The organism is Burkholderia sp. BCC0044, assembly GCF_902832955.1.
Taxonomy (GTDB): Bacteria; Pseudomonadota; Gammaproteobacteria; order Burkholderiales; family Burkholderiaceae; genus Burkholderia.
Window position 1 is genome coordinate 140,578 of the sequence record NZ_CADFDO010000009.1, and the last position, 17,650, is coordinate 158,227.

General features: G+C 65.0%; 19 protein-coding genes. 4 read left to right on the top strand and 15 right to left on the bottom strand.

Features of this window, described 5'->3' with window-relative positions; translation table 11 throughout:
* Nucleotides 1-64: 64 nt before the first annotated feature.
* Entirely contained in the window at nt 65-2,458 is a 2,394-nt protein-coding gene (locus tag HWX14_RS34845; RefSeq protein WP_175886610.1) for a penicillin-binding protein 1A, read from the top strand.
* An 81-nt stretch (nt 2,459-2,539) separates the two neighbouring features.
* Here HWX14_RS34845 and cyaY read toward each other — a convergent pair whose 3' ends face one another.
* A complete protein-coding gene (gene cyaY / locus HWX14_RS34850; RefSeq protein WP_175886611.1) occupies nt 2,540-2,866 on the bottom strand; it encodes an iron donor protein CyaY in 327 nt (108 codons plus the stop codon).
* Nucleotides 2,867-2,902: 36 nt separating this feature from the next.
* Here cyaY and HWX14_RS34855 point away from each other — a divergent pair, with 36 nt between their 5' ends.
* On the top strand, nt 2,903-3,181 hold the full coding sequence (locus HWX14_RS34855; RefSeq protein ID WP_175886612.1) for a lipoprotein: 279 nt from the start codon (nt 2,903-2,905) through the stop codon (nt 3,179-3,181).
* A gap of 78 nt (nt 3,182-3,259) precedes the next feature.
* Here HWX14_RS34855 and msrQ read toward each other — a convergent pair whose 3' ends face one another.
* The 5 genes from msrQ to HWX14_RS34880 form a co-directional block, all read right to left on the bottom strand.
* Entirely contained in the window at nt 3,260-3,946 is a 687-nt protein-coding gene (gene msrQ, locus HWX14_RS34860; RefSeq protein ID WP_175886613.1) for a protein-methionine-sulfoxide reductase heme-binding subunit MsrQ, read from the bottom strand.
* Nucleotides 3,947-3,966: 20 nt separating this feature from the next.
* Nucleotides 3,967-4,962: a protein-methionine-sulfoxide reductase catalytic subunit MsrP gene (gene msrP, locus HWX14_RS34865; RefSeq protein ID WP_175886614.1), complete on the bottom strand. Its 996-nt coding sequence runs from the start codon at nt 4,960-4,962 to the stop codon at nt 3,967-3,969.
* Nucleotides 4,963-5,121: 159 nt separating this feature from the next.
* Nucleotides 5,122-6,312 carry a c-type cytochrome biogenesis protein CcsB gene (gene ccsB, locus HWX14_RS34870; protein ID WP_059640222.1) on the bottom strand — a complete coding sequence of 397 codons (1,191 nt, stop codon included), beginning with the start codon at nt 6,310-6,312 and terminating at the stop codon, nt 5,122-5,124.
* Between the two features lie 4 nt (nt 6,313-6,316).
* Nucleotides 6,317-8,530, bottom strand: coding sequence for a cytochrome c biogenesis protein ResB (locus HWX14_RS34875; RefSeq protein WP_175886615.1), 2,214 nt, complete (start codon nt 8,528-8,530; stop codon nt 6,317-6,319).
* Nucleotides 8,531-8,748: 218 nt separating this feature from the next.
* Complete coding sequence (locus HWX14_RS34880; protein ID WP_012492295.1) at nt 8,749-9,402, bottom strand: c-type cytochrome; 654 nt, start codon at nt 9,400-9,402, stop codon at nt 8,749-8,751.
* 214 nt (nt 9,403-9,616) lie between these two features.
* Between HWX14_RS34880 and yihA the strand changes: the two genes are divergently transcribed.
* Both yihA and hemB read left to right on the top strand, forming a co-directional pair.
* Complete coding sequence (yihA, locus tag HWX14_RS34885; protein ID WP_050013163.1) at nt 9,617-10,276, top strand: ribosome biogenesis GTP-binding protein YihA/YsxC; 660 nt, start codon at nt 9,617-9,619, stop codon at nt 10,274-10,276.
* A 253-nt stretch (nt 10,277-10,529) separates the two neighbouring features.
* Nucleotides 10,530-11,528: a porphobilinogen synthase gene (gene hemB, locus HWX14_RS34890; protein ID WP_175886616.1), complete on the top strand. Its 999-nt coding sequence runs from the start codon at nt 10,530-10,532 to the stop codon at nt 11,526-11,528.
* Between the two features lie 137 nt (nt 11,529-11,665).
* Here hemB and dsbD read toward each other — a convergent pair whose 3' ends face one another.
* From dsbD to infA, 9 genes are all read right to left on the bottom strand, one after another.
* Nucleotides 11,666-13,513: a protein-disulfide reductase DsbD gene (gene dsbD, locus HWX14_RS34895; RefSeq protein ID WP_175886617.1), complete on the bottom strand. Its 1,848-nt coding sequence runs from the start codon at nt 13,511-13,513 to the stop codon at nt 11,666-11,668.
* The gene (gene cutA / locus HWX14_RS34900) at nt 13,506-13,832 is read right to left on the bottom strand and encodes a divalent-cation tolerance protein CutA (protein ID WP_175886618.1); all 327 of its coding nucleotides are present in this window, start codon (nt 13,830-13,832) and stop codon (nt 13,506-13,508) included. Before cutA ends, dsbD begins: the two co-directional genes overlap by 8 nt.
* Before the next feature lie 203 nt (nt 13,833-14,035).
* The gene (rplQ, locus tag HWX14_RS34905) at nt 14,036-14,431 is read right to left on the bottom strand and encodes a 50S ribosomal protein L17 (protein ID WP_006477175.1); all 396 of its coding nucleotides are present in this window, start codon (nt 14,429-14,431) and stop codon (nt 14,036-14,038) included.
* A 149-nt stretch (nt 14,432-14,580) separates the two neighbouring features.
* Nucleotides 14,581-15,558 (bottom strand): DNA-directed RNA polymerase subunit alpha, encoded by a 978-nt coding sequence (gene rpoA / locus HWX14_RS34910; protein WP_006477176.1) that lies wholly within the window; start codon nt 15,556-15,558, stop codon nt 14,581-14,583.
* A gap of 124 nt (nt 15,559-15,682) precedes the next feature.
* A complete protein-coding gene (rpsD, locus tag HWX14_RS34915) occupies nt 15,683-16,306 on the bottom strand; it encodes a 30S ribosomal protein S4 (protein ID WP_006477177.1) in 624 nt (207 codons plus the stop codon).
* A gap of 154 nt (nt 16,307-16,460) precedes the next feature.
* Entirely contained in the window at nt 16,461-16,862 is a 402-nt protein-coding gene (gene rpsK / locus HWX14_RS34920) for a 30S ribosomal protein S11 (RefSeq protein WP_004197937.1), read from the bottom strand.
* A gap of 28 nt (nt 16,863-16,890) precedes the next feature.
* Nucleotides 16,891-17,256 carry a 30S ribosomal protein S13 gene (gene rpsM, locus HWX14_RS34925; protein WP_006477178.1) on the bottom strand — a complete coding sequence of 122 codons (366 nt, stop codon included), beginning with the start codon at nt 17,254-17,256 and terminating at the stop codon, nt 16,891-16,893.
* 38 nt (nt 17,257-17,294) lie between these two features.
* The gene (gene rpmJ, locus HWX14_RS34930) at nt 17,295-17,411 is read right to left on the bottom strand and encodes a 50S ribosomal protein L36 (RefSeq protein WP_004199844.1); all 117 of its coding nucleotides are present in this window, start codon (nt 17,409-17,411) and stop codon (nt 17,295-17,297) included.
* A gap of 20 nt (nt 17,412-17,431) precedes the next feature.
* Complete coding sequence (gene infA, locus HWX14_RS34935; RefSeq protein WP_004521905.1) at nt 17,432-17,650, bottom strand: translation initiation factor IF-1; 219 nt, start codon at nt 17,648-17,650, stop codon at nt 17,432-17,434.

Genomic DNA, 17,650 nt, shown 5'->3' on the forward strand with positions numbered 1-17,650 from the left:
CGGGCGCCCCCCGCGTCAGGACCGGTCTTACCGGGCAGCTATAATCGCGGGACTGTTTTCCGGTATGCCTATGCAATCCACGACTCCTACGTCCCCGCCTCCCGCCCCGGAGCCGAAGAAGCGGCCCTGGTGGCAAAAAGTCCTGCTCGGCTTCGCCGCGATGTGCGTGGCCCTCGTCGTGGCCGGCGGCCTCGTGCTCGGCTACGCGCTCGTCGTGGCCTGGCCGAACATGCCGTCGCTCGACGCGTTGACCGACTATCGGCCGAAGGTGCCGCTGCGCATCTATACGTCCGATCACGTGCTGATCGGCGAATTCGGCGAGGAGCGTCGCGACGTCGTCCATTTCAAGGACGTGCCCGACTCGCTGAAGAAAGCGATCCTCGCGATCGAGGACGCGCGCTTCTACGACCACGGCGGCGTTGACCTCACCGGTATCATCCGCGCCGGCTTCGTCGCGCTGACGAACGGCCATGCGTCGCAGGGCGCGAGCACGATCACGATGCAGGTCGCGCGCAACTTCTTCCTGTCGAGCGAGAAGACCTACACGCGCAAGATCTACGAGATGCTGCTCGCGTACCGGATCGAGCGCGCGCTGACCAAGGATCAGATTCTCGAGGTCTACATGAATCAGATCTATCTCGGCCAGCGCGCGTACGGCTTCGCGAGCGCCGCGCGGGTCTATTTCGGCAAGGACCTGAAGGACATCACGCTCGCGGAAGCCGCGATGCTCGCGGGGCTGCCGAAGGCGCCGTCCGCGTACAACCCGGTCGTGAACCCGAAGCGCGCGAAGGTGCGCCAGGAATACATCCTCCAGCGGATGCTCGAGCTGAACTTCATCACGCGCGAACAGTACGACGAAGCATCCGCGCAGCCGCTCGTCGTCAAGGGTCCGGGCCGCGACTTCAGCGTGCACGCCGAGTACGTGGCCGAAATGGTCAGACAGATGATGTACGCGCAGTATCGCGAGGAAACCTACACACGCGGCTTCAACGTCGTCACGACGATCGATTCCGCGGACCAGCAGGTCGCGTACACCGCGCTGCGCAAGGGCATCATGGATTACGAGCGCCGCCACGGCTATCGCGGGCCGGAAGGCTTCATCGAGCTGCCGGCCGGTGCCGACGACCGCGAACAGGCGATCGACGACGCGCTGCTCGAGCACCCCGACAACGGCGAGCTGATCGCCGCGGTCGTGACCACCGCGAGCCCGCGCCAGATCACGGTGGCGTTCATCGACGGCAGCACCGCGACGATCGACGGCGACAACCTGCGCTTCGCGTCGGGCGCGCTGTCGGCCAACGCGCAGCCGAACCGCCGCATCCGGCCGGGCGCGATCGTGCGCGTGGTGAAGAACGACGCCGGCAAGTGGTCGATCACGCAGTTGCCGCAGGTCGAAGGCGCGTTCCTGTCGATCGTCCCGCAGGACGGGGCGATCCGCTCGCTCGTCGGCGGCTTCGACTACAACAAGAACAAGTTCAACCACGTCACGCAGGCGTGGCGGCAGCCGGGTTCGTCGTTCAAGCCGTTCATCTACTCGGCGTCGCTCGACAAGGGCCTCGGGCCGGCCACCGTGATCAACGACGGCCCGCTGTATTTCAGCGCCGCGGAAACGGGCGGCCAGCCGTGGGAGCCGAAGAACTACGGCGGCGGCTTCGAGGGCCCGATGTCGATGCGCACCGCGCTGCAGCGCTCGCGCAACCTCGTGTCGATCCGGATTCTCAACAACATCGGCACGAAATACGCGCAGCAATACATCACGCGCTTCGGCTTCGACGCCGATCGCCATCCGGCCTATCTGCCGATGGCGCTCGGCGCCGGCCAGGTCACGCCGCTGCAGATGGCCGGCGCGTACTCGGTCTTCGCGAACGGCGGCTACCGCGTCAATCCGTACCTGATCGCCGAAGTCACCGATCCGAACGGCGCGATCGTCGCGCGCGCGCAGCCGCTCATCGCCGAGCAGAATGCGCCGCGCGCGATCGACGCACGCAACGCCTACGTGATGAACAGCCTGCTGCAGAGCGTCGCGCAGCGCGGCACGGGCGCGCGGACCAACATACTGAAGCGCACCGACCTCGCGGGCAAGACCGGCACGACGAACGACTCGCACGACGCGTGGTTCGCCGGCTACCAGCACACGCTCGCCGCGATCGCGTGGATCGGCTACGACAATCCGCGCAGCCTCGGCGATCGCGAAACCGGCGGCGGCCTGTCGCTGCCGGTCTGGATCGACTACATGGGCGCCGCGCTGAAGGGCGTGCCCGAGTTCAAGCCGACGGTGCCGGACGGCGTCGAATCGCTCGGCGGCGAACTGTACTTCACCGAGTTCACGCCGGGGCACGGCTTCGTGTCGACGGTCGGCGTGCCGCAGGCGCCGGCCGCGCAGAACGTCGACGAGGCCGTGCCGCACGTCGACGAGCAGGAAAAGCAGGACATCATGAACCTGTTCCAGGGCCACTGACCCGCGGCCCGACCATGAAAAAAGCGCCCCGCGGGGCGCTTTTTCTTTGGGGCCGACGTTCGGGGCCTGCTGCCCCGGCCGTCACGCGCTGAACGTGATCGGCAGGCCGGCCTGCTGGGTCGCGTACTCGGTGAGCGCCGAGAAGAATTCGGTGCCGGTGCGCGTATCGCGCCATGCGCCGTCGATGAAACGGTAGTGGAATCCGCCCGCCTTCGCGGCGATCCACACTTCCTTCATCGGCGGCTGCAGGTTGACGATGATCTTCGAACCGTTCTCGAACGTCAGCGTCAGCACGCTGCCGTTGCGCTCCAGATCGATGTCGTGATCGCCGTCGTTCGCGACGTCCACGGTACGCTCGACGGCCGCGAGCACGGCCTCGGCACGGGCCAGGTATTCAGTATCGGACATGCTAAACTCTATCGGTTAAATTGTTCAGGAACGATCATGCGAGTCGTTTTCCGGATGAGCGCGATTGTAGCGGCTTTGGCGATTCTTGCCGGCTGCGGTCAAAGCGGCGCACTCTATCTGCCCACCGTGCCTCCGATGCCCAAGCCGATCCAGCAGCAGGACACGCCGCCGTCGGACGTGAAACCGACCGACGAAAACGCGTCGTCCGACGAGACGCCCGACACGTCCGGCTCGCCGCTCATGCTGTCGCCCGAACTGTCGAGCAGCGCATCGACCATGCCCGCCCCGGCATCGGGCCCGGCCGCCACGAAGTAACGACGCGCTGCCGCCCGCGCGGCGCGCAACGAGGCGATGACTTCCCGGTCATCGCCTTTTGTTTTTCCGGCCGCCCCGTCACGCGCGCACGCGCCGCCATCCCCACGCCACCAGCCGCCAGCCGAGCAGCGCGGCGACGATCGCCGCGTAGAGCTTCGGCTGCCCGAGATTGTGCTTGCCGGCCCGCATCCACCAGAAGTGCAGCACGCCGAACAGCGCGATCGCGTAGATCGCGCGGTGCAGCGTCGCCCAGTGGCGACCGAGCCGGCGCACCATCGCGCGCGGCGACGTCGCGGCGAGCGGAATCAGCAGCACGAACGCCGCGAAGCCGACCGTGATGAACGGGCGCTTGCCGACGTCCTTCAGGATCGCGACGACGTCGAACCACTTGTCGAACCACAGGTAGGTCGTGAAATGCAGCATCGCGTAAAAGAACGCGAACAGCCCGATCATCCGGCGAAAGCGCAGCAGCGGCGCGAAGCCCGTCATGCGCCTGAGCGGCGTGACGGCCAGCGTGACGCACAACAGGACGAGCGTCCACAAGCCCGTCGAGCGCGTGATGAATTCGATCGGATTCGCGCCCAGCCGGTCGGTCAGCCCGAACAGCACGATGCGCGCGAGCGGATAGAGGCCGGCCGCGAACACCAGCACCTTGGCCGGTGCGAGCCAGCGCGGCGCGGCGGGACGGACGGCACCGGCCCGCGCCGCGCGTGCGGCCGGTTCGGCGCCTGTGGCACGCACGGGCGTGAGCGTCGAAGGAGGCATGTCGTTTCTCACCGTCGCGCTCAGAAGTTCTTCTTCAGGTCCATGCCCTGATACATCGATGCGACCAGATCGCCGTAGCCGTTGAACATCAGCGTCTTGCGCTTCGGCGTGAAGAAGCCGTCCTCGCCGATGCGCCGCTCGGTCGCCTGGCTCCAGCGCGGATGATCGACGTTCGGGTTCACGTTCGAATAAAAGCCGTACTCGTTCGCGGCGTACGTGTTCCAGCTCGTCTTCGGCTGCTTGTCGACGAAGCGGATCTTCACAAGCGACTTCGCACTCTTGAAGCCGTACTTCCACGGCACGACGATCCGCACCGGCGCGCCGTTCTGGTTCGGCAGCACCTGCCCGTAGACGCCCATCGTCAGCAGCGTCAGCGGATTCATCGCCTCGTCCATGCGCAGCCCTTCCGAATACGGCCAGTCGAGCACGGGCGTCGACAGGCCCGGCATCTGCGACGGATCGGCCAGCGTGATGAACTGCACGTATTTCGCGTTGCCGGTCGGCTGCACGCGCTTGATCAGCTCGGACAGCGGCACGCCGATCCAAGGGATCACCATCGACCAGCCCTCGACGCAGCGCAGCCGGTACACGCGCTCCTCGAGCGGCGCGAGCTTCAGCAGCTCGTCGAGATCGAACACCTTCGGGTGCTGCACCTCGCCTTCGACGCTCACGCGCCACGGACGCGGCCGCAGCGTGCCCGCGTTCTGCGCCGGGTCGCTCTTGTCGGTGCCGAATTCGTAGAAGTTGTTGTAGGACGTGATGTCCTTGAACGGCGTCACCTTGTCGATGGCGACGAACTTCGGGTTCGTTCTTGCCGCGAGCTTCGCCGCCCGCGGGTCGGGCGACGCATACGCGGCGAGCGCCGCGCCGCTGGTGCCGAACAGGCCGCCCGCGGCCGCGAGGCCGGCCGCCTGCAACACGCGCCGCCGGTTCTCGAACACCGCGCGCGGGGTGATCTCGCTCGGCGCGATATCCGCGCCGGTCAGTACGTTACGCAAAGGGCGTTTGATCCACATCGTGCAGCTCCTCCCGCATGCGCGGCGCGCATGCTTCATCAGCGTTCGACCCGGCTCGTCACGCGCCGTTCGACGCCCGGTTCGCCCACCCGTTACAAAACAAAACCGCCGGGCACGCAGTGCACCGGCGGTTCGATAGTCGGACGAGCAACGGAAATCTTACAGCTTGCCGTAGCTGTGCAGCCCGGACAGGAACATGTTGACGCCGAGGAACGCGAACGTCGTGACCAGCAGGCCGGTGAGCGCCCACCACGCGGCCACCGCGCCGCGCAGGCCCTTCATCAGCCGCATGTGCAGCCACGCCGCGTAGTTCAGCCACACGATCAGCGCCCAGGTTTCCTTCGGGTCCCAGCTCCAGTAGCCGCCCCACGCTTCGGCCGCCCACAGCGCGCCGAGGATCGTCGCGATCGTGAAGAACGCGAAACCGACCGCGATCGACTTGTACATCACGTCGTCGAGCACTTCGAGGGTCGGCAGGCGATCGGCGAGGATCCCGCGCTCCTTCATCAGGTACGCGACCGACACCATCGCCGACAGCGCGAAGCTGCCGTAGCCGATGAAGTTCGCCGGCACGTGGATCTTCATCCACCAGCTTTGCAGGGCCGGCACGAGCGGCTGGATCTGCTGCGCATCGCGCGCGACCGAGTACCACATCAGGAAGCCGACCGCCGCGCTGATGACCAGCAGCACGAACGCGCCGAGCGAACGCGTGCCGTAGTGGCCTTCGTAATACAGATAGAGCAGCGCGGTGATCAGGCTGAACAGCACGAACACTTCATACAGGTTCGACACGGGGATATGCCCGACGTCCGCACCGATCAGGTAGGACTCGTACCAGCGCACCATCAGCCCCGTGAAGCCCATCAGCACGGCGACCCACGTGAGCTTCTGGCCGATCGCGGCGCCCGTTTCCGAGCGCGCGAGCAGGCCGATCCAGTAGAAGATCGTCGCGAGCACGAACAGCGCGCTCATCCACAGGATCGCCGACTGGCTCGACAGGAAATACTTGAGGAAGAACGCCGAATCGGCGCGGGCGAGATCGCCCTGGTAGATCTGGATCGACAGCAGCGACAGCACGGCGATCGACGCCATCATCAGCCGCGCGGGCTTCCAGCGCCAGCCGAGCGCGACGAGCGCCGGCACGGTGCCGATCATCACCGCCTTGTCGTAGTAATCCATGTGCGCGTTGTAGTGCACGAGCGCATAGCCTGCGCCCGCCACCAGCGCCAGGGCGAACAGCCAGTCGAACAGCGACAGGCGCGCGAGGAACGGACGGTCGTCGAACAGCGGCGACGATGCCGGCGCCGGAGCCGACGCCGTACGGGAAGAGGAAACTTGCGTGAGATCCATGATGTTACCGGGTGGAATTCTCGGAATCGGAACCGCCGCCGGCAGGCGGGCGGGCCGTCGAAGCCGCACCGGCGGGCGCGGCGTCGCGAGGGGCGGCGCGCAAGGCGGCGCCGGCCGCGTCGCGCGTCTGCACGAATTCTTTCTCGAAATCGAAGGTCTTGCGGGCCGTGGACATTGCCATCACCACATCGACGCCCGAACCGGCGTCCTTCAGCCAGAACCAGAGCCGCCGCTCGCGCACGTAGAACATCGAGAAGATGCCGGCGACCAGCAGCAGGCTGCCAAGATACACCAGATTCTTGCCGGGTGCGCGCGTCAGCTGAAATACCGAAGCTTGCACCTGCTTGAAGGAGTCAAGCTGCAAATAGACCGGCGATCCATACAAGAAGCTGTCGGATAGCGCATTGATCGCGTTCTGCACGAAGCGGATCGTGTCGGTGCCCTGCTGCGCGGCCGGCTCGCCGGCACGCTCGCGCGCGATCTGCCAGACCTCCCACATCGAGCCCTCGAGCATCCGCAGCAGCAGGCTCGCGGCCTTCTCCTGCTCGCCCTTCGGCACCGAGCGGTCGATGAACGTCGCCACCGCCTGGAAGCCGCCGACCGGCTGGCCGTCCGCCCCGCGGCCGACGCTGTCGTCGCTCGCCGCAAAAAGGGTCAGCACCTTGGAAGCGCTGTCCTGCAGGCGGCCGCGCAGCGACGCGTCGCCCGGCAGCGAGCGCTGCGCGAAGCGCGCGGCGGCTTCGGTGCGCACGGCCGGATCCTCGAGCGCGGCGCGCAGGCGCATCCATTCGCCGATCGAATCCTGGCTGTCGGCCGGGATCCGCATGTAGCGGAACGGATCGTTCGGGCTCGCGCGCACGCCGGCGAGGAACACGCGCTCGCCGTTCATGTCGACCGGCAGCATGTAGTTGTTGAATTCGCGCGCCTGGCCGTCCTTGCCGCGAATCTTGTACTGCACCGACGGGCCGATGTTGTGGAGCTGCGTCGGCTTCGACGTCTTCGCGCCCGAGCCGAGCCGCTCGTCGAACACTTCCTTCAGCGAGCTCGTCGTCGCGACGCCGCGCACGTCCGGCTTGCCTTTCGCGTCGGCCATGTTCTCGACGTTGATCGCGCGGAAATCGGAGAACTCGATCGTGTCGCCGTCGGCGCCCGGGACCTGCAGCGGCGCCGAGCTGCCGATCGTGCCCTTCACGGGGACGGTCGCCGCGTGGCTGCCCGTCATCGGATAGGCCGTCATCTGCATCTGCGAGCCGCCGTCCTGGAAGCTCGACTGGTAGATCGACACGCCCTTGTACGTGAACGGCTTGTTGACCTCGACGCGCGCCGGGATCTTCCGGCCGGTCTCGCGATCGATCACGACGATGTCGCTCGCGAACAGCTTCGGCATGCCCGTCGTGTAGTAATCGACGATGAACTTGTCGAGCTGGATCGAGAACGGCAGATCCTGGATCAGCGAGCCGCTCGGCTGGTTCAGGATCGCGGTCGACACGAACTGGCCCTCCGGCACCCACGCGTAGCCGCGGAACGTCGGGTTCGACGCGGACAGGCGATGGTCGGGCGAGATCTCGCTGATCGTCGCGCTCGTGTTGACCGGGCTCTTGCCGAACATCAGCATCTGGAGTTTGATCGGCAGGTTGCTGTCGAGCAGGCCGCCGATACAGATCACGACGATCGCGAGGTGTGCGGAGATGTAGCCCCACTTGGTCATCGCGCCGCGCTTCGCGGAGATCAGCGTCGCGCCGTCGGTTTCGCGCACGACGTGCTTGTAGCCGGCCTTCGTGACGAACGTGGCGAGCGTCGCCGCGACGCTCGCGCGCGTGCCGGACGCCGTGTATTCGGCCTTGTGGTGGAAGGCACGCAGGCTGCCTTCGCGGACCTTGTCCTTCCAGCTCTTCGCATCGGCGAGCATCTTCGGCGCGTTGCGGATCACGCACAGCGAGATCGACGTGACGAGGAAGATCAGGATCAGCATGAACCACCACGCGCTGTACACGTTGTACAGGCCGAGCGAGCGGAAGATGTCCGCCCAGAACGGCCCGAACTGGTTCACGTAGTTCGGATACGGATCGTCCTGGGTCAGGACCGTGCCGATGATGCTCGCGATCGACAGCACCACCAGCAGCGCGATCGCGAAACGCATCGAGCTCAGCAGCTCGACCGCGCGTTTCGACGCACCCTGACCCGACTTCGACTGCAACCCCGACGTGGTAACGCTCATTCAAACTCCGACTAAGGGGAAACAGCCCCCACGCACACTATGTTCGCCTGGGGAGCGCAACTCCCCATCGCCTGCAAGCCGCGCCATCCCGGCTCGGCCCGGCGAGTGCCGACAAAAAAGAAGGGCGAGGCAACCGCAACGCGCGGCGCCCCACCCTTTTCTTGTTCTGACTCCGGCCGCCCTTCGGGCGCCCGGTCATTCCATTCGCGGCTGACCGCTCAACGCAGGCCCGCGATGTAATCCGCGACGGCCTTGATCTCGGTATCCGACAGCCGCGACGCGATCTGATGCATCGCCTCGTTGTTGTTGCGCGCGCCGGCACCCTGCTGGAACGCGGTCAACTGCGCGACCGTGTAATCGGCCCATTGCCCCGACAGACGCGGGTACTGGACCGGGATCCCCTGCCCCGTCGGCCCGTGGCAGCTCGCGCACGCCGGTACGCCCTTCTCCGCGATGCCGCCGCGATAGATCTTCTGGCCGACCGGCACGGTCGCCGCATTGCGTGCGGTACCGAGCTTCGTCGTCTGCGACCCGTAGTACGCGGCGACGTTGCGCATGTCGTCCGCGCTCAACGCGCTCGCGAATCCGACCATCACCGCGTTGTTACGCACCGGCCCCTTCGCGCCCGGCTGCGTCTTGAAGTCGTTCAACTGCTTGACCAGATATTCGGGATGCTGGCCGGCGAGCTTCGGGAAACTGCCCGACGCGCTATTGCCGTCGGCGCCGTGACACGACGCGCACACTTGCCCGGCAATCGCCTTGCCGCGGTCCAGATCCGGCTTGGCCGCATCTGCCGCGTTTGCCTCCGCTACGAAACCTACGAACCCTGCTGCAACCTGAAGCACCATCAGAGACTTGCACAGTCGATTCATTCGCACACCCTGTTTCGTCTTGTGGGAATTTGAGGTTCTGCAAAAAACGACGGCGTTCAGTCTACCGCAGAAGCCACATAAAAGCGCGAGGCAGGCGCCCGGTGGCCTTCGGCAAAACCGCCGTATTGTACAATATCGTGCTGAAAGCTCCCGCGCCTATCGGGGCTACCCCGCCTCCACCAAGCGGCTCGCGCCGCCCGTCCTTCCGGTTCCCATGGCCTTTTTGCTCCATCAAGCCCGCTTCTACACGACCGTCAACCATCTGCGCGACCTGCCGCCGACGGTCCAGCCGGAAATCGCGTTCGCGGGCCGCTCGAATGCCGGCAAGTCGACGGCGATCAACGTGCTGTGCAACCAGAAGCGGCTGGCCTTCGCGTCGAAGACGCCCGGCCGCACGCAGCATATCAACTACTTCTCCGTCGGCCCGGCTGCCGAGCCCGTCGCGAACCTCGTCGACCTGCCCGGCTACGGCTATGCGGAAGTGCCCGGCGCCGCGAAGGCGCACTGGGAAATGCTGCTGTCGTCCTATCTCGCGACGCGCTCGCAGCTCTGCGGCCTGATCCTGATGATGGATTCGCGCCGTCCGCTGACCGATCTCGACCGGCGCATGATCGAGTGGTTCGCGCCGACCGGCAAGCCGATCCACACGCTGCTGACCAAGTGCGACAAATTGACGCGCCAGGAAAGCATCAACGCGTTGCGCAACACGCAGAAGGGGCTCGACGCGTATCGCGACCAGGGCGTGAAGGGCAAGCTGACGGTCCAGCTGTTCTCGGCGCTGAAGCGCACGGGGCTCGACGAGGCCCACGAACTGATCGAGAGCTGGCTGCGGCCGTCCGTCGCCGACGAAAACAGCGAGCCTGTAGCACAATGAACGGGCAACGCGCGGCTGGGATCGGCCGTGCGCACCTGACGGCACCTGCGGATTCGGCCGGCTCATAAAAAAACCCGCCGTTGAACGGCGGGTCAAACAGCCTAATCGAAAAACGACAGGCACCCGCTCAGGGAGGAGAAGCGGGGAGCTGCACGCAACGCGTGCCGCTCGATCGCTATCATATACCAACGATCTCGAAAATGACCTAAGGGTTCCGTAAGGTCCTTCTTGCCCTGATTTCTGCCAAATCGCCATGAGCTTCCATCCGCTTCATCGTCCGCGCCGGATGCGCCGCGACGACTTCTCCCGCCGCCTGATGCGCGAAAACCGCCTGACCACCGACGACCTGATCTACCCGGTGTTCGTCGTCGAAGGCACCAACGAGCGCCAGCCCATCCCGTCGATGCCCGGCGTCGAGCGTGTGTCGGTCGATCTGCTGATGCACGTCGCCGAGCAGTGCGTCGAACTCGGCGTGCCCGTGCTGTCGCTGTTCCCGGCCATCGAGCCGTCGCTGAAGACGCCCGACGGCCGCGAGGCGGCCAATCCGGAAGGCCTGATCCCGCGCGCGGTGCGCGAGCTGAAGAAGCACTTCCCGGAACTGGGCGTGCTGACCGACGTCGCGCTCGATCCGTACACGAGCCACGGCCAGGACGGCGTGCTCGACGAGAACGCCTACGTGATCAACGACGACACGATCGAGATCCTGATCGACCAGGCGCGTGCGCAGGCGGAAGCCGGCGTCGACATCGTCGCGCCGTCGGACATGATGGACGGCCGCATCGGCGCGATCCGCGAGATGCTGGAAAGCGACGGCCATATCCATACGCGCATCATGGCCTATTCGGCGAAGTTCGCATCGGCGTTCTACGGCCCGTTCCGCGATGCGGTCGGTTCGGCATCCAACCTGGGCAAGGGCAACAAGATGACCTACCAGATGGATCCGGCGAACAGCGACGAGGCGCTGCGCGAAGTGCGCCTCGACATCGACGAAGGCGCCGACATGGTGATGGTCAAGCCCGGCATGCCGTATCTCGACATCGTGCGCCGCGTGAAGGACGAGTTCCGCTTCCCGACCTACGTGTACCAGGTGAGCGGCGAATACGCGATGCTGAAGGCGGCCGCGATGAACGGCTGGCTCGACCACGACAAGGTCGTGCTCGAATCGCTGCTCGCGTTCAAACGGGCGGGCGCCGACGGCGTGCTCACGTATTTCGCGCTCGATGCCGCGCGTCTGCTGAAAGCGCAGCGCTGATCGCGCGCCGGCAGGCACCAGCAAAAAACGAAAACGGCGGGACACCTCGGTGTTCCGCCGTTTTTTGTTTACCGTCGATCGAGACCGTCAGTCAGCCCCGAATCTTCCGTTCGCCGGCTCGCCGCAGCCGGCCGCCGTCAGACCGTCGGAACGGCCGCCCGATCGAGGCTGCGCAGGAACGTGTCGGCCGCCTGATAGCCGACCACGCGGCCGATCTCGCGGCCGTGGCGATCGAAGAAGATGATGCCCGGCGGCCCGAACAGGTTGAAGCGCTTGAGCAGCGCCTGATCGTCCGGATTGTTCGCGGTGACGTCCGCGCGCACGAGGTGAAGCTGCGCGAGCCGTGCCTGCACGCGCGCGTCGGTGAACGTCAGATGCTCCATCTCCTTGCAGCTCACGCACCAGTCGGCGTAGAAGTCGAGCATCACCGGCTGGCCCGACGTCTTCAGCAGCGCGTCGAGTTCGCCGCTGGAGCGCACCGGGGCGAACGCGGGGCCGTCCTGCGCGGCAGCCGCGCCGGCCGTCGCCGCGCCGCCGGACGCCACCGTACGCGCCGCCAGCACGGCCAGCGGCTTGACGGGATCGGTCGAGCCCGCAGCCAGGCCGACGAGCAGCGTCGCGGCCCAGATCGCGAGCGCGGCGCCGACGCCGCGGCCCAGGCGGCGCCAGATCGACGCGGCGCCGGCATTCGGCGTGAACAACCCGAGCGCCGCAGCCGCGATCAGCAGCCACAACGCCGCGAGCACCATCTTCAGCCCGCCCGCGAGCACCGGCCACACGATCCACAACGCGGCCGCGAGCAGCACGATGCCGAAGAACACCTTCACGCCGTCCATCCACGCGCCTGCGCGCGGCAGCACCGTCCCGGCCCCGACGCCGACGACCAGCAGCGGCACGCCGAGCCCCAGCCCCATCGCGAATAGCGCCGCGCCGCCGAGCAACGCGTTGCCGGTGTGCGCGATGAAAGCGAGCACCGCGAACAGCGGCGCCGTCATGCATGCGCCGACGACCAGCGCCGACAACGCGCCCATCGCCGCAACCGCGATGAAGTGGCCGCCCTGGCGCGCGCTCGAGGCCTCGGCCGCGCCGTTCTGCCAGCGCTCCGGCAGCGCGATGTCCCTGCCCGAGATCAGCGACACCGCGAACGCGCTCAGCAGCACGCCGAACGCGCCGAGCACCCACGCGTTCTGCAACCATGCGCCGAGGCTCTGGCCGACCAGCGCGGCCGCGATGCCGAGCACCGTGTAGACCAGCGCCATGCCGACCACGTAGGTCAGCGACAACGCGAAGCCGCGTGCATGCGTCGCGCGCGTGCCCTGGCCGATGATGATCGCGGACACAATCGGAATCATCGGGTACGAACACGGCAGAAGGCTCAGCACGACACCCGCGACGAAGTAGAGCGCGACGATCGTGAAGAAGCCGTGCCCTTCGAGCAGCGACTGCGCGAAATCGGCGCTCGTGACCTTGTCGAACCAGCTGCCCGCGGCAGCCGTGTCGCCGGACGACGAGGCGGCGCCGAGCGCGGCGCCATCGACCTTCATCACGTGCTCGGCCGGCGGATAGCAGATCCCTTCGTCCGCACATCCTTGCGACGTCACCGCGAGCTCGAACGGCCCGGCCGCCTGCTTCACCGGCACGTGCACGACGACTTCATCGCGATAGGTCTCGACGTTCTTCTGGAACGTCTGGTCGAACTTCACGTGGCCGGCCGGGTATTGCGGCTCGCCGAGCGTGGCCTGGCCGCTCTTCACCGCGAACGCGAACCGCTCGCGGTACATGTAATAGCCGTTGGCGATCTTGAAGCGGACGTCCACCTGTCCCGGCGATTCGCTCGCGCTGAACTTGAACGCAACCGACGGATCGAGGAAATCGTCGGCCGCGCGCGCGGCGGACAGGCCGCCCAGCACGAGCACGAACGACAACAGGACCGCAAGAAACCGCAGCGCGCGCACGCGCACCGAAAGCGCCATACCGTTAAACATGAAATAGACGTTGAGTTTCGCTGGTCACCCATTGGCCATACGCGGCCGATGCCGTCGTCTGCCACGAGACGATTTCGGGCGTCTCGTAAGGATGATGCGCGAGAATAAATCGCTCCAGTTCGAGCGCCCGGACCGGGCTCGTCTTGAACAGCAACTGGATCTCGTCGGCCGTTTCGACCTTGCCCTGCCAGTGATAGCGCGACTTGATCGTGCCGAGCTCCGACACGCACGCGGCAAGCCGCGCGCCGAGCGCGCCGTCGACGAGCGCCTCGGCCGTCGCCGCATCGGGTACCGTCGTCAGCATCAGCACCACTATCATCCGCGCCCTCCTCGCTGGTCTGCAGGCTCCTGCCGGCTGCCGGTTACCCGTTCAGGGACCGCACCGGTTGCCCGTATCGTAGCGCAGCCCGCGCGACGCTGCCGGCACCGGCCTGCGACAATCGATCGCAGCCGGCATCTCGAAAAACAAAAAGGGCCAAGCAATTGCTCGGCCCCTTTCGGATACTGCTGCGTACCAGAAGCTTACTCGGCTTCTTGCACGTTTTCCGTTTCGTCGACTTCCGGACGGTCGAGCAGTTCGACCAGTGCCATCGGTGCGTTGTCGCCCACGCGGAAGCCGAACTTCAGCACGCGCAGGTAGCCGCCCGGACGGTTCGCGAAACGCGGACCGAGCACGTCGAACAGCTTCGCGACCGAGTCACGATCGCGCAGGCGGTTGAACGCCAGGCGACGGTTTGCCAGCGACGGCTTCTTGCCGAGCGTGATCAGCGGCTCGACGACTTTACGGAGTTCCTTCGCCTTCGGCAGCGTCGTCTTGATGACTTCGTGCTCGATCAGCGAGTTGGACATGTTACGGAGCATAGCCAGACGGTGGCTGCTCGTGCGGTTCAGTTTCCGCAGACCATGACGATGGCGCATTTCAGTTTCCTTGATTCAAAGTTTTGGTCCAGCTCTTCTATCGCACCTCGAAGGGTGCACGGGCCGGTAACGAAAAAAAGCAAGATGCGGATTTTAAAGGAAAATCCGCATCTTTGCCAACTACAGCGATAGCCAGGCTACAACCGGGCTTACTTGTCGAGACCAGCCGGCGGCCAGTTCTCGAGCTTCATGCCCAGCGTGAGACCGCGCGAAGCGAGCACTTCCTTGATCTCGTTGAGCGACTTGCGACCGAGGTTCGGCGTCTTCAGCAGCTCGTTTTCCGTGCGCTGGATCAGATCGCCGATGTAGTAGATGTTCTCGGCCTTCAGGCAGTTCGCCGAACGAACCGTCAGCTCGAGATCGTCCACCGGACGCAGCAGGATCGGATCGATCTGCGGTGCGCGCGACGGCGCTTCGGCTGCCGTTTCCGTGCCTTCCAGCGCCGCGAACACGGACAGCTGGTCGACCAGGATGCGGGCCGACTGGCGGATCGCTTCTTCCGGCGTGATCACGCCGCTCGTCTCGATGTTCATCACGAGCTTGTCGAGGTCGGTACGCTGCTCGACCCGTGCGCTTTCAACCGCATAGCTCACGCGGCGAACCGGCGAGAACGATGCGTCGAGGACGATGCGGCCGATGATCTTGGCCGTGTCTTCGCCGTAGCGACGGACGTTGCCGGGCACATAGCCGCGACCCTTTTCGATCTTGATCTGAACGTCGAGCTTGCCGCCCTTCGACAGATGCGCAATCACGTGATTCGGGTTGATGACTTCGCAATCGTGAGCCAGCTCGATATCGCCGGCCGTCACGACGCCTTCACCTTCCTTGCGCAGCGTAACCGTCACTTCGTCACGGTTATGCAGCTTGAACACTACGCCCTTCAGGTTCAGCAGCAGGTTAACGACGTCTTCCTGCACGCCATCCAGCGTCGAGTACTCGTGCACCACGCCTGCGATCGTGACTTCGGTCGGCGCGTAGCCCACCATCGACGACAGCAGCACGCGGCGAAGCGCATTGCCCAAGGTGTGGCCGTAACCGCGTTCGAACGGTTCCATGACCACCCTCGCGTGGTTCTCGCCCAGCGATTCCACGGCGATGATCTTGGGTTTCAGCAAACTGGTTTGCATGGGCTTTCCTTTTCAATACCCTCGGCTCGTTACACCGATAAGGCTGACCGGTAACAACCAGAAAATAAACAGCCGAGGCCCCTCCTTGCGCAACGCAATCGGGGTACCTCGGCCGTCAATCGGATTAACGCGAATACAATTCGACGATCAGGCTTTCGTTGATGTCGCCTGCGATTTCAGCGCGTTCCGGCATTTGCTTGAACGTGCCTTCGAACTTCTTCGCATCGACTGCAACCCAGCTCGGCATGCCGCCTTGCTCGGCCAGCGACAGCGCTTCGACGATACGCGCCTGCTTCTTCGCCTTTTCGCGGATCGCGACGACGTCACCCGCCTTCACTTGCTGCGACGGGACGTTTGCGACGACGCCGTTCACGGTGATCGACTTGTGGCTCACCAGCTGACGCGCTTCAGCGCGGGTCGAGCCGAAGCCCATGCGATACACGACGTTGTCGAGGCGCGACTCGAGCAGTTGCAGCAGGTTTTCACCCGTGTTGCCCTTGCGGCGATCGGCTTCAGCGAAGTAGCGACGGAACTGACGTTCCAGCACGCCGTAGATACGCTTGACCTTCTGCTTTTCGCGCAGCTGCGTACCGTAGTCGGACGTACGTGCGCCCGAGGTACGGCCGTGCTGACCCGGCTTGCTGTCGAGCTTGCACTTGTCGGCGAGCGAGCGGCGTGCGCTCTTCAGGAACAGGTCGGTGCCTTCACGGCGGGACAGCTTGGCTTTGGGGCCGATATAACGTGCCACTTTGCATTCCTTTATCAATCAGTCACGCGGATCGAAATCCGCGCTAGTCCGCTCCCTTTGGGGCGAACGGTGGGCTTAGTCAATCAAAAAAGCAACGCCCGTCGACGCTGAGCGGCGACAGGCAATGCGCTAGCACGAACGTGCCAGCACATCCTTAGATACGACGACGCTTCGGCGGGCGGCAGCCGTTGTGCGGAATCGGGGTGACGTCCGAAATCGCGGTGATCTTGATGCCGAGGCCGTGCAGTGCGCGCACTGCCGACTCGCGACCCGGGCCCGGGCCCTTGATCCGCACTTCCAGATTCTTCACGCCGTATTCCATCGCGACGCGGCCAGCCGACTCGGCTGCGACCTGAGCAGCGAACGGCGTCGATTTGCGCGAGCCCTTGAAGCCCTGACCGCCCGACGTCGCCCATGCCAGAGCGTTGCCTTGGCGATCGGTGATCGTGATGATCGTGTTGTTGAACGACGCGTGAACGTGAACCACGCCTTCAGCGACGTTCTTCTTAACCTTCTTGCGAACGCGTTGCGCCGCGGTGTTCGAAGCCTTAGCCATTACGTTTTCCTGTAACTGTCAGTTCCGCTTACTTCTTCAGCGCTTGCGCTGCACGACGCGGACCCTTGCGGGTACGTGCGTTCGTACGCGTACGCTGACCGCGCATCGGCAGGCCCTTGCGATGACGGACGCCACGGTAGCAACCGAGGTCCATCAGGCGCTTGATGTTCATCGTCACTTCACGGCGCAGATCGCCTTCGACGACAAACTTGCCTACTTCTTCACGCAGCTTTTCCAGGTCTGCGTCGGTCAGATCCTTGACCTTCTTCGAAAAATCGACGCCAGCTGCCACGCAGATGCTGCGCGAACGGGTGCGGCCGACACCAAAGATAGCCGTCAGGCCGATCTCGGTGTGCTGGTGATTCGGGATGTTAACCCCTGCGATACGAGCCATTGTTTTTCCTCAAACAAAAAGCGCAAACAAACGCGCGGTCAGCCTTGGCGCTGCTTGTGGCGCGGATCCGAGCTGCAGATCACGCGAACGACGCCTTTGCGCTTGATGATCTTGCAATTGCGGCAAATGCGCTTAACCGATGCCATCACTTTCATGATAATACCCTTTTTTCAAATCACTTCGCCCGGAACACGATCCGCGCACGAGACAGATCGTAAGGCGTCAACTCAACCGTCACCTTGTCGCCGGGCAGAATGCGGATGTAGTGCATCCGCATCTTTCCGGAAATATGCCCCAACACGACATGGCCGTTTTCCAGCTTCACACGGAAGGTCGCATTCGGGAGGTTTTCAATCACCTCACCCTGCATCTGGATTACATCGTCTTTGGCCAT

What these genes read in the sequence shown, in the direction of transcription:
- HWX14_RS34845 (WP_175886610.1), top strand. Translation starts at nt 65, where the DNA reads ATGCCTATGCAATCCACGACTCCTACGTCCCCGCCTCCCGCCCCGGAG.
- cyaY (WP_175886611.1), bottom strand. Translation starts at nt 2,866, where the DNA reads ATGTCCGATACTGAATACCTGGCCCGTGCCGAGGCCGTGCTCGCGGCC.
- HWX14_RS34855 (WP_175886612.1), top strand. Translation starts at nt 2,903, where the DNA reads ATGCGAGTCGTTTTCCGGATGAGCGCGATTGTAGCGGCTTTGGCGATT.
- msrQ (WP_175886613.1), bottom strand. Translation starts at nt 3,946, where the DNA reads ATGCCTCCTTCGACGCTCACGCCCGTGCGTGCCACAGGCGCCGAACCG.
- msrP (WP_175886614.1), bottom strand. Translation starts at nt 4,962, where the DNA reads ATGTGGATCAAACGCCCTTTGCGTAACGTACTGACCGGCGCGGATATC.
- ccsB (WP_059640222.1), bottom strand. Translation starts at nt 6,312, where the DNA reads ATGGATCTCACGCAAGTTTCCTCTTCCCGTACGGCGTCGGCTCCGGCG.
- HWX14_RS34875 (WP_175886615.1), bottom strand. Translation starts at nt 8,530, where the DNA reads ATGAGCGTTACCACGTCGGGGTTGCAGTCGAAGTCGGGTCAGGGTGCG.
- HWX14_RS34880 (WP_012492295.1), bottom strand. Translation starts at nt 9,402, where the DNA reads ATGAATCGACTGTGCAAGTCTCTGATGGTGCTTCAGGTTGCAGCAGGG.
- yihA (WP_050013163.1), top strand. Translation starts at nt 9,617, where the DNA reads ATGGCCTTTTTGCTCCATCAAGCCCGCTTCTACACGACCGTCAACCAT.
- hemB (WP_175886616.1), top strand. Translation starts at nt 10,530, where the DNA reads ATGAGCTTCCATCCGCTTCATCGTCCGCGCCGGATGCGCCGCGACGAC.
- dsbD (WP_175886617.1), bottom strand. Translation starts at nt 13,513, where the DNA reads ATGTTTAACGGTATGGCGCTTTCGGTGCGCGTGCGCGCGCTGCGGTTT.
- cutA (WP_175886618.1), bottom strand. Translation starts at nt 13,832, where the DNA reads ATGATAGTGGTGCTGATGCTGACGACGGTACCCGATGCGGCGACGGCC.
- rplQ (WP_006477175.1), bottom strand. Translation starts at nt 14,431, where the DNA reads ATGCGCCATCGTCATGGTCTGCGGAAACTGAACCGCACGAGCAGCCAC.
- rpoA (WP_006477176.1), bottom strand. Translation starts at nt 15,558, where the DNA reads ATGCAAACCAGTTTGCTGAAACCCAAGATCATCGCCGTGGAATCGCTG.
- rpsK (WP_004197937.1), bottom strand. Translation starts at nt 16,862, where the DNA reads ATGGCTAAGGCTTCGAACACCGCGGCGCAACGCGTTCGCAAGAAGGTT.
- rpsM (WP_006477178.1), bottom strand. Translation starts at nt 17,256, where the DNA reads ATGGCTCGTATCGCAGGGGTTAACATCCCGAATCACCAGCACACCGAG.
- rpmJ (WP_004199844.1), bottom strand. Translation starts at nt 17,411, where the DNA reads ATGAAAGTGATGGCATCGGTTAAGCGCATTTGCCGCAATTGCAAGATC.
- infA (WP_004521905.1), bottom strand. Translation starts at nt 17,650, where the DNA reads ATGGCCAAAGACGATGTAATCCAGATGCAGGGTGAGGTGATTGAAAAC.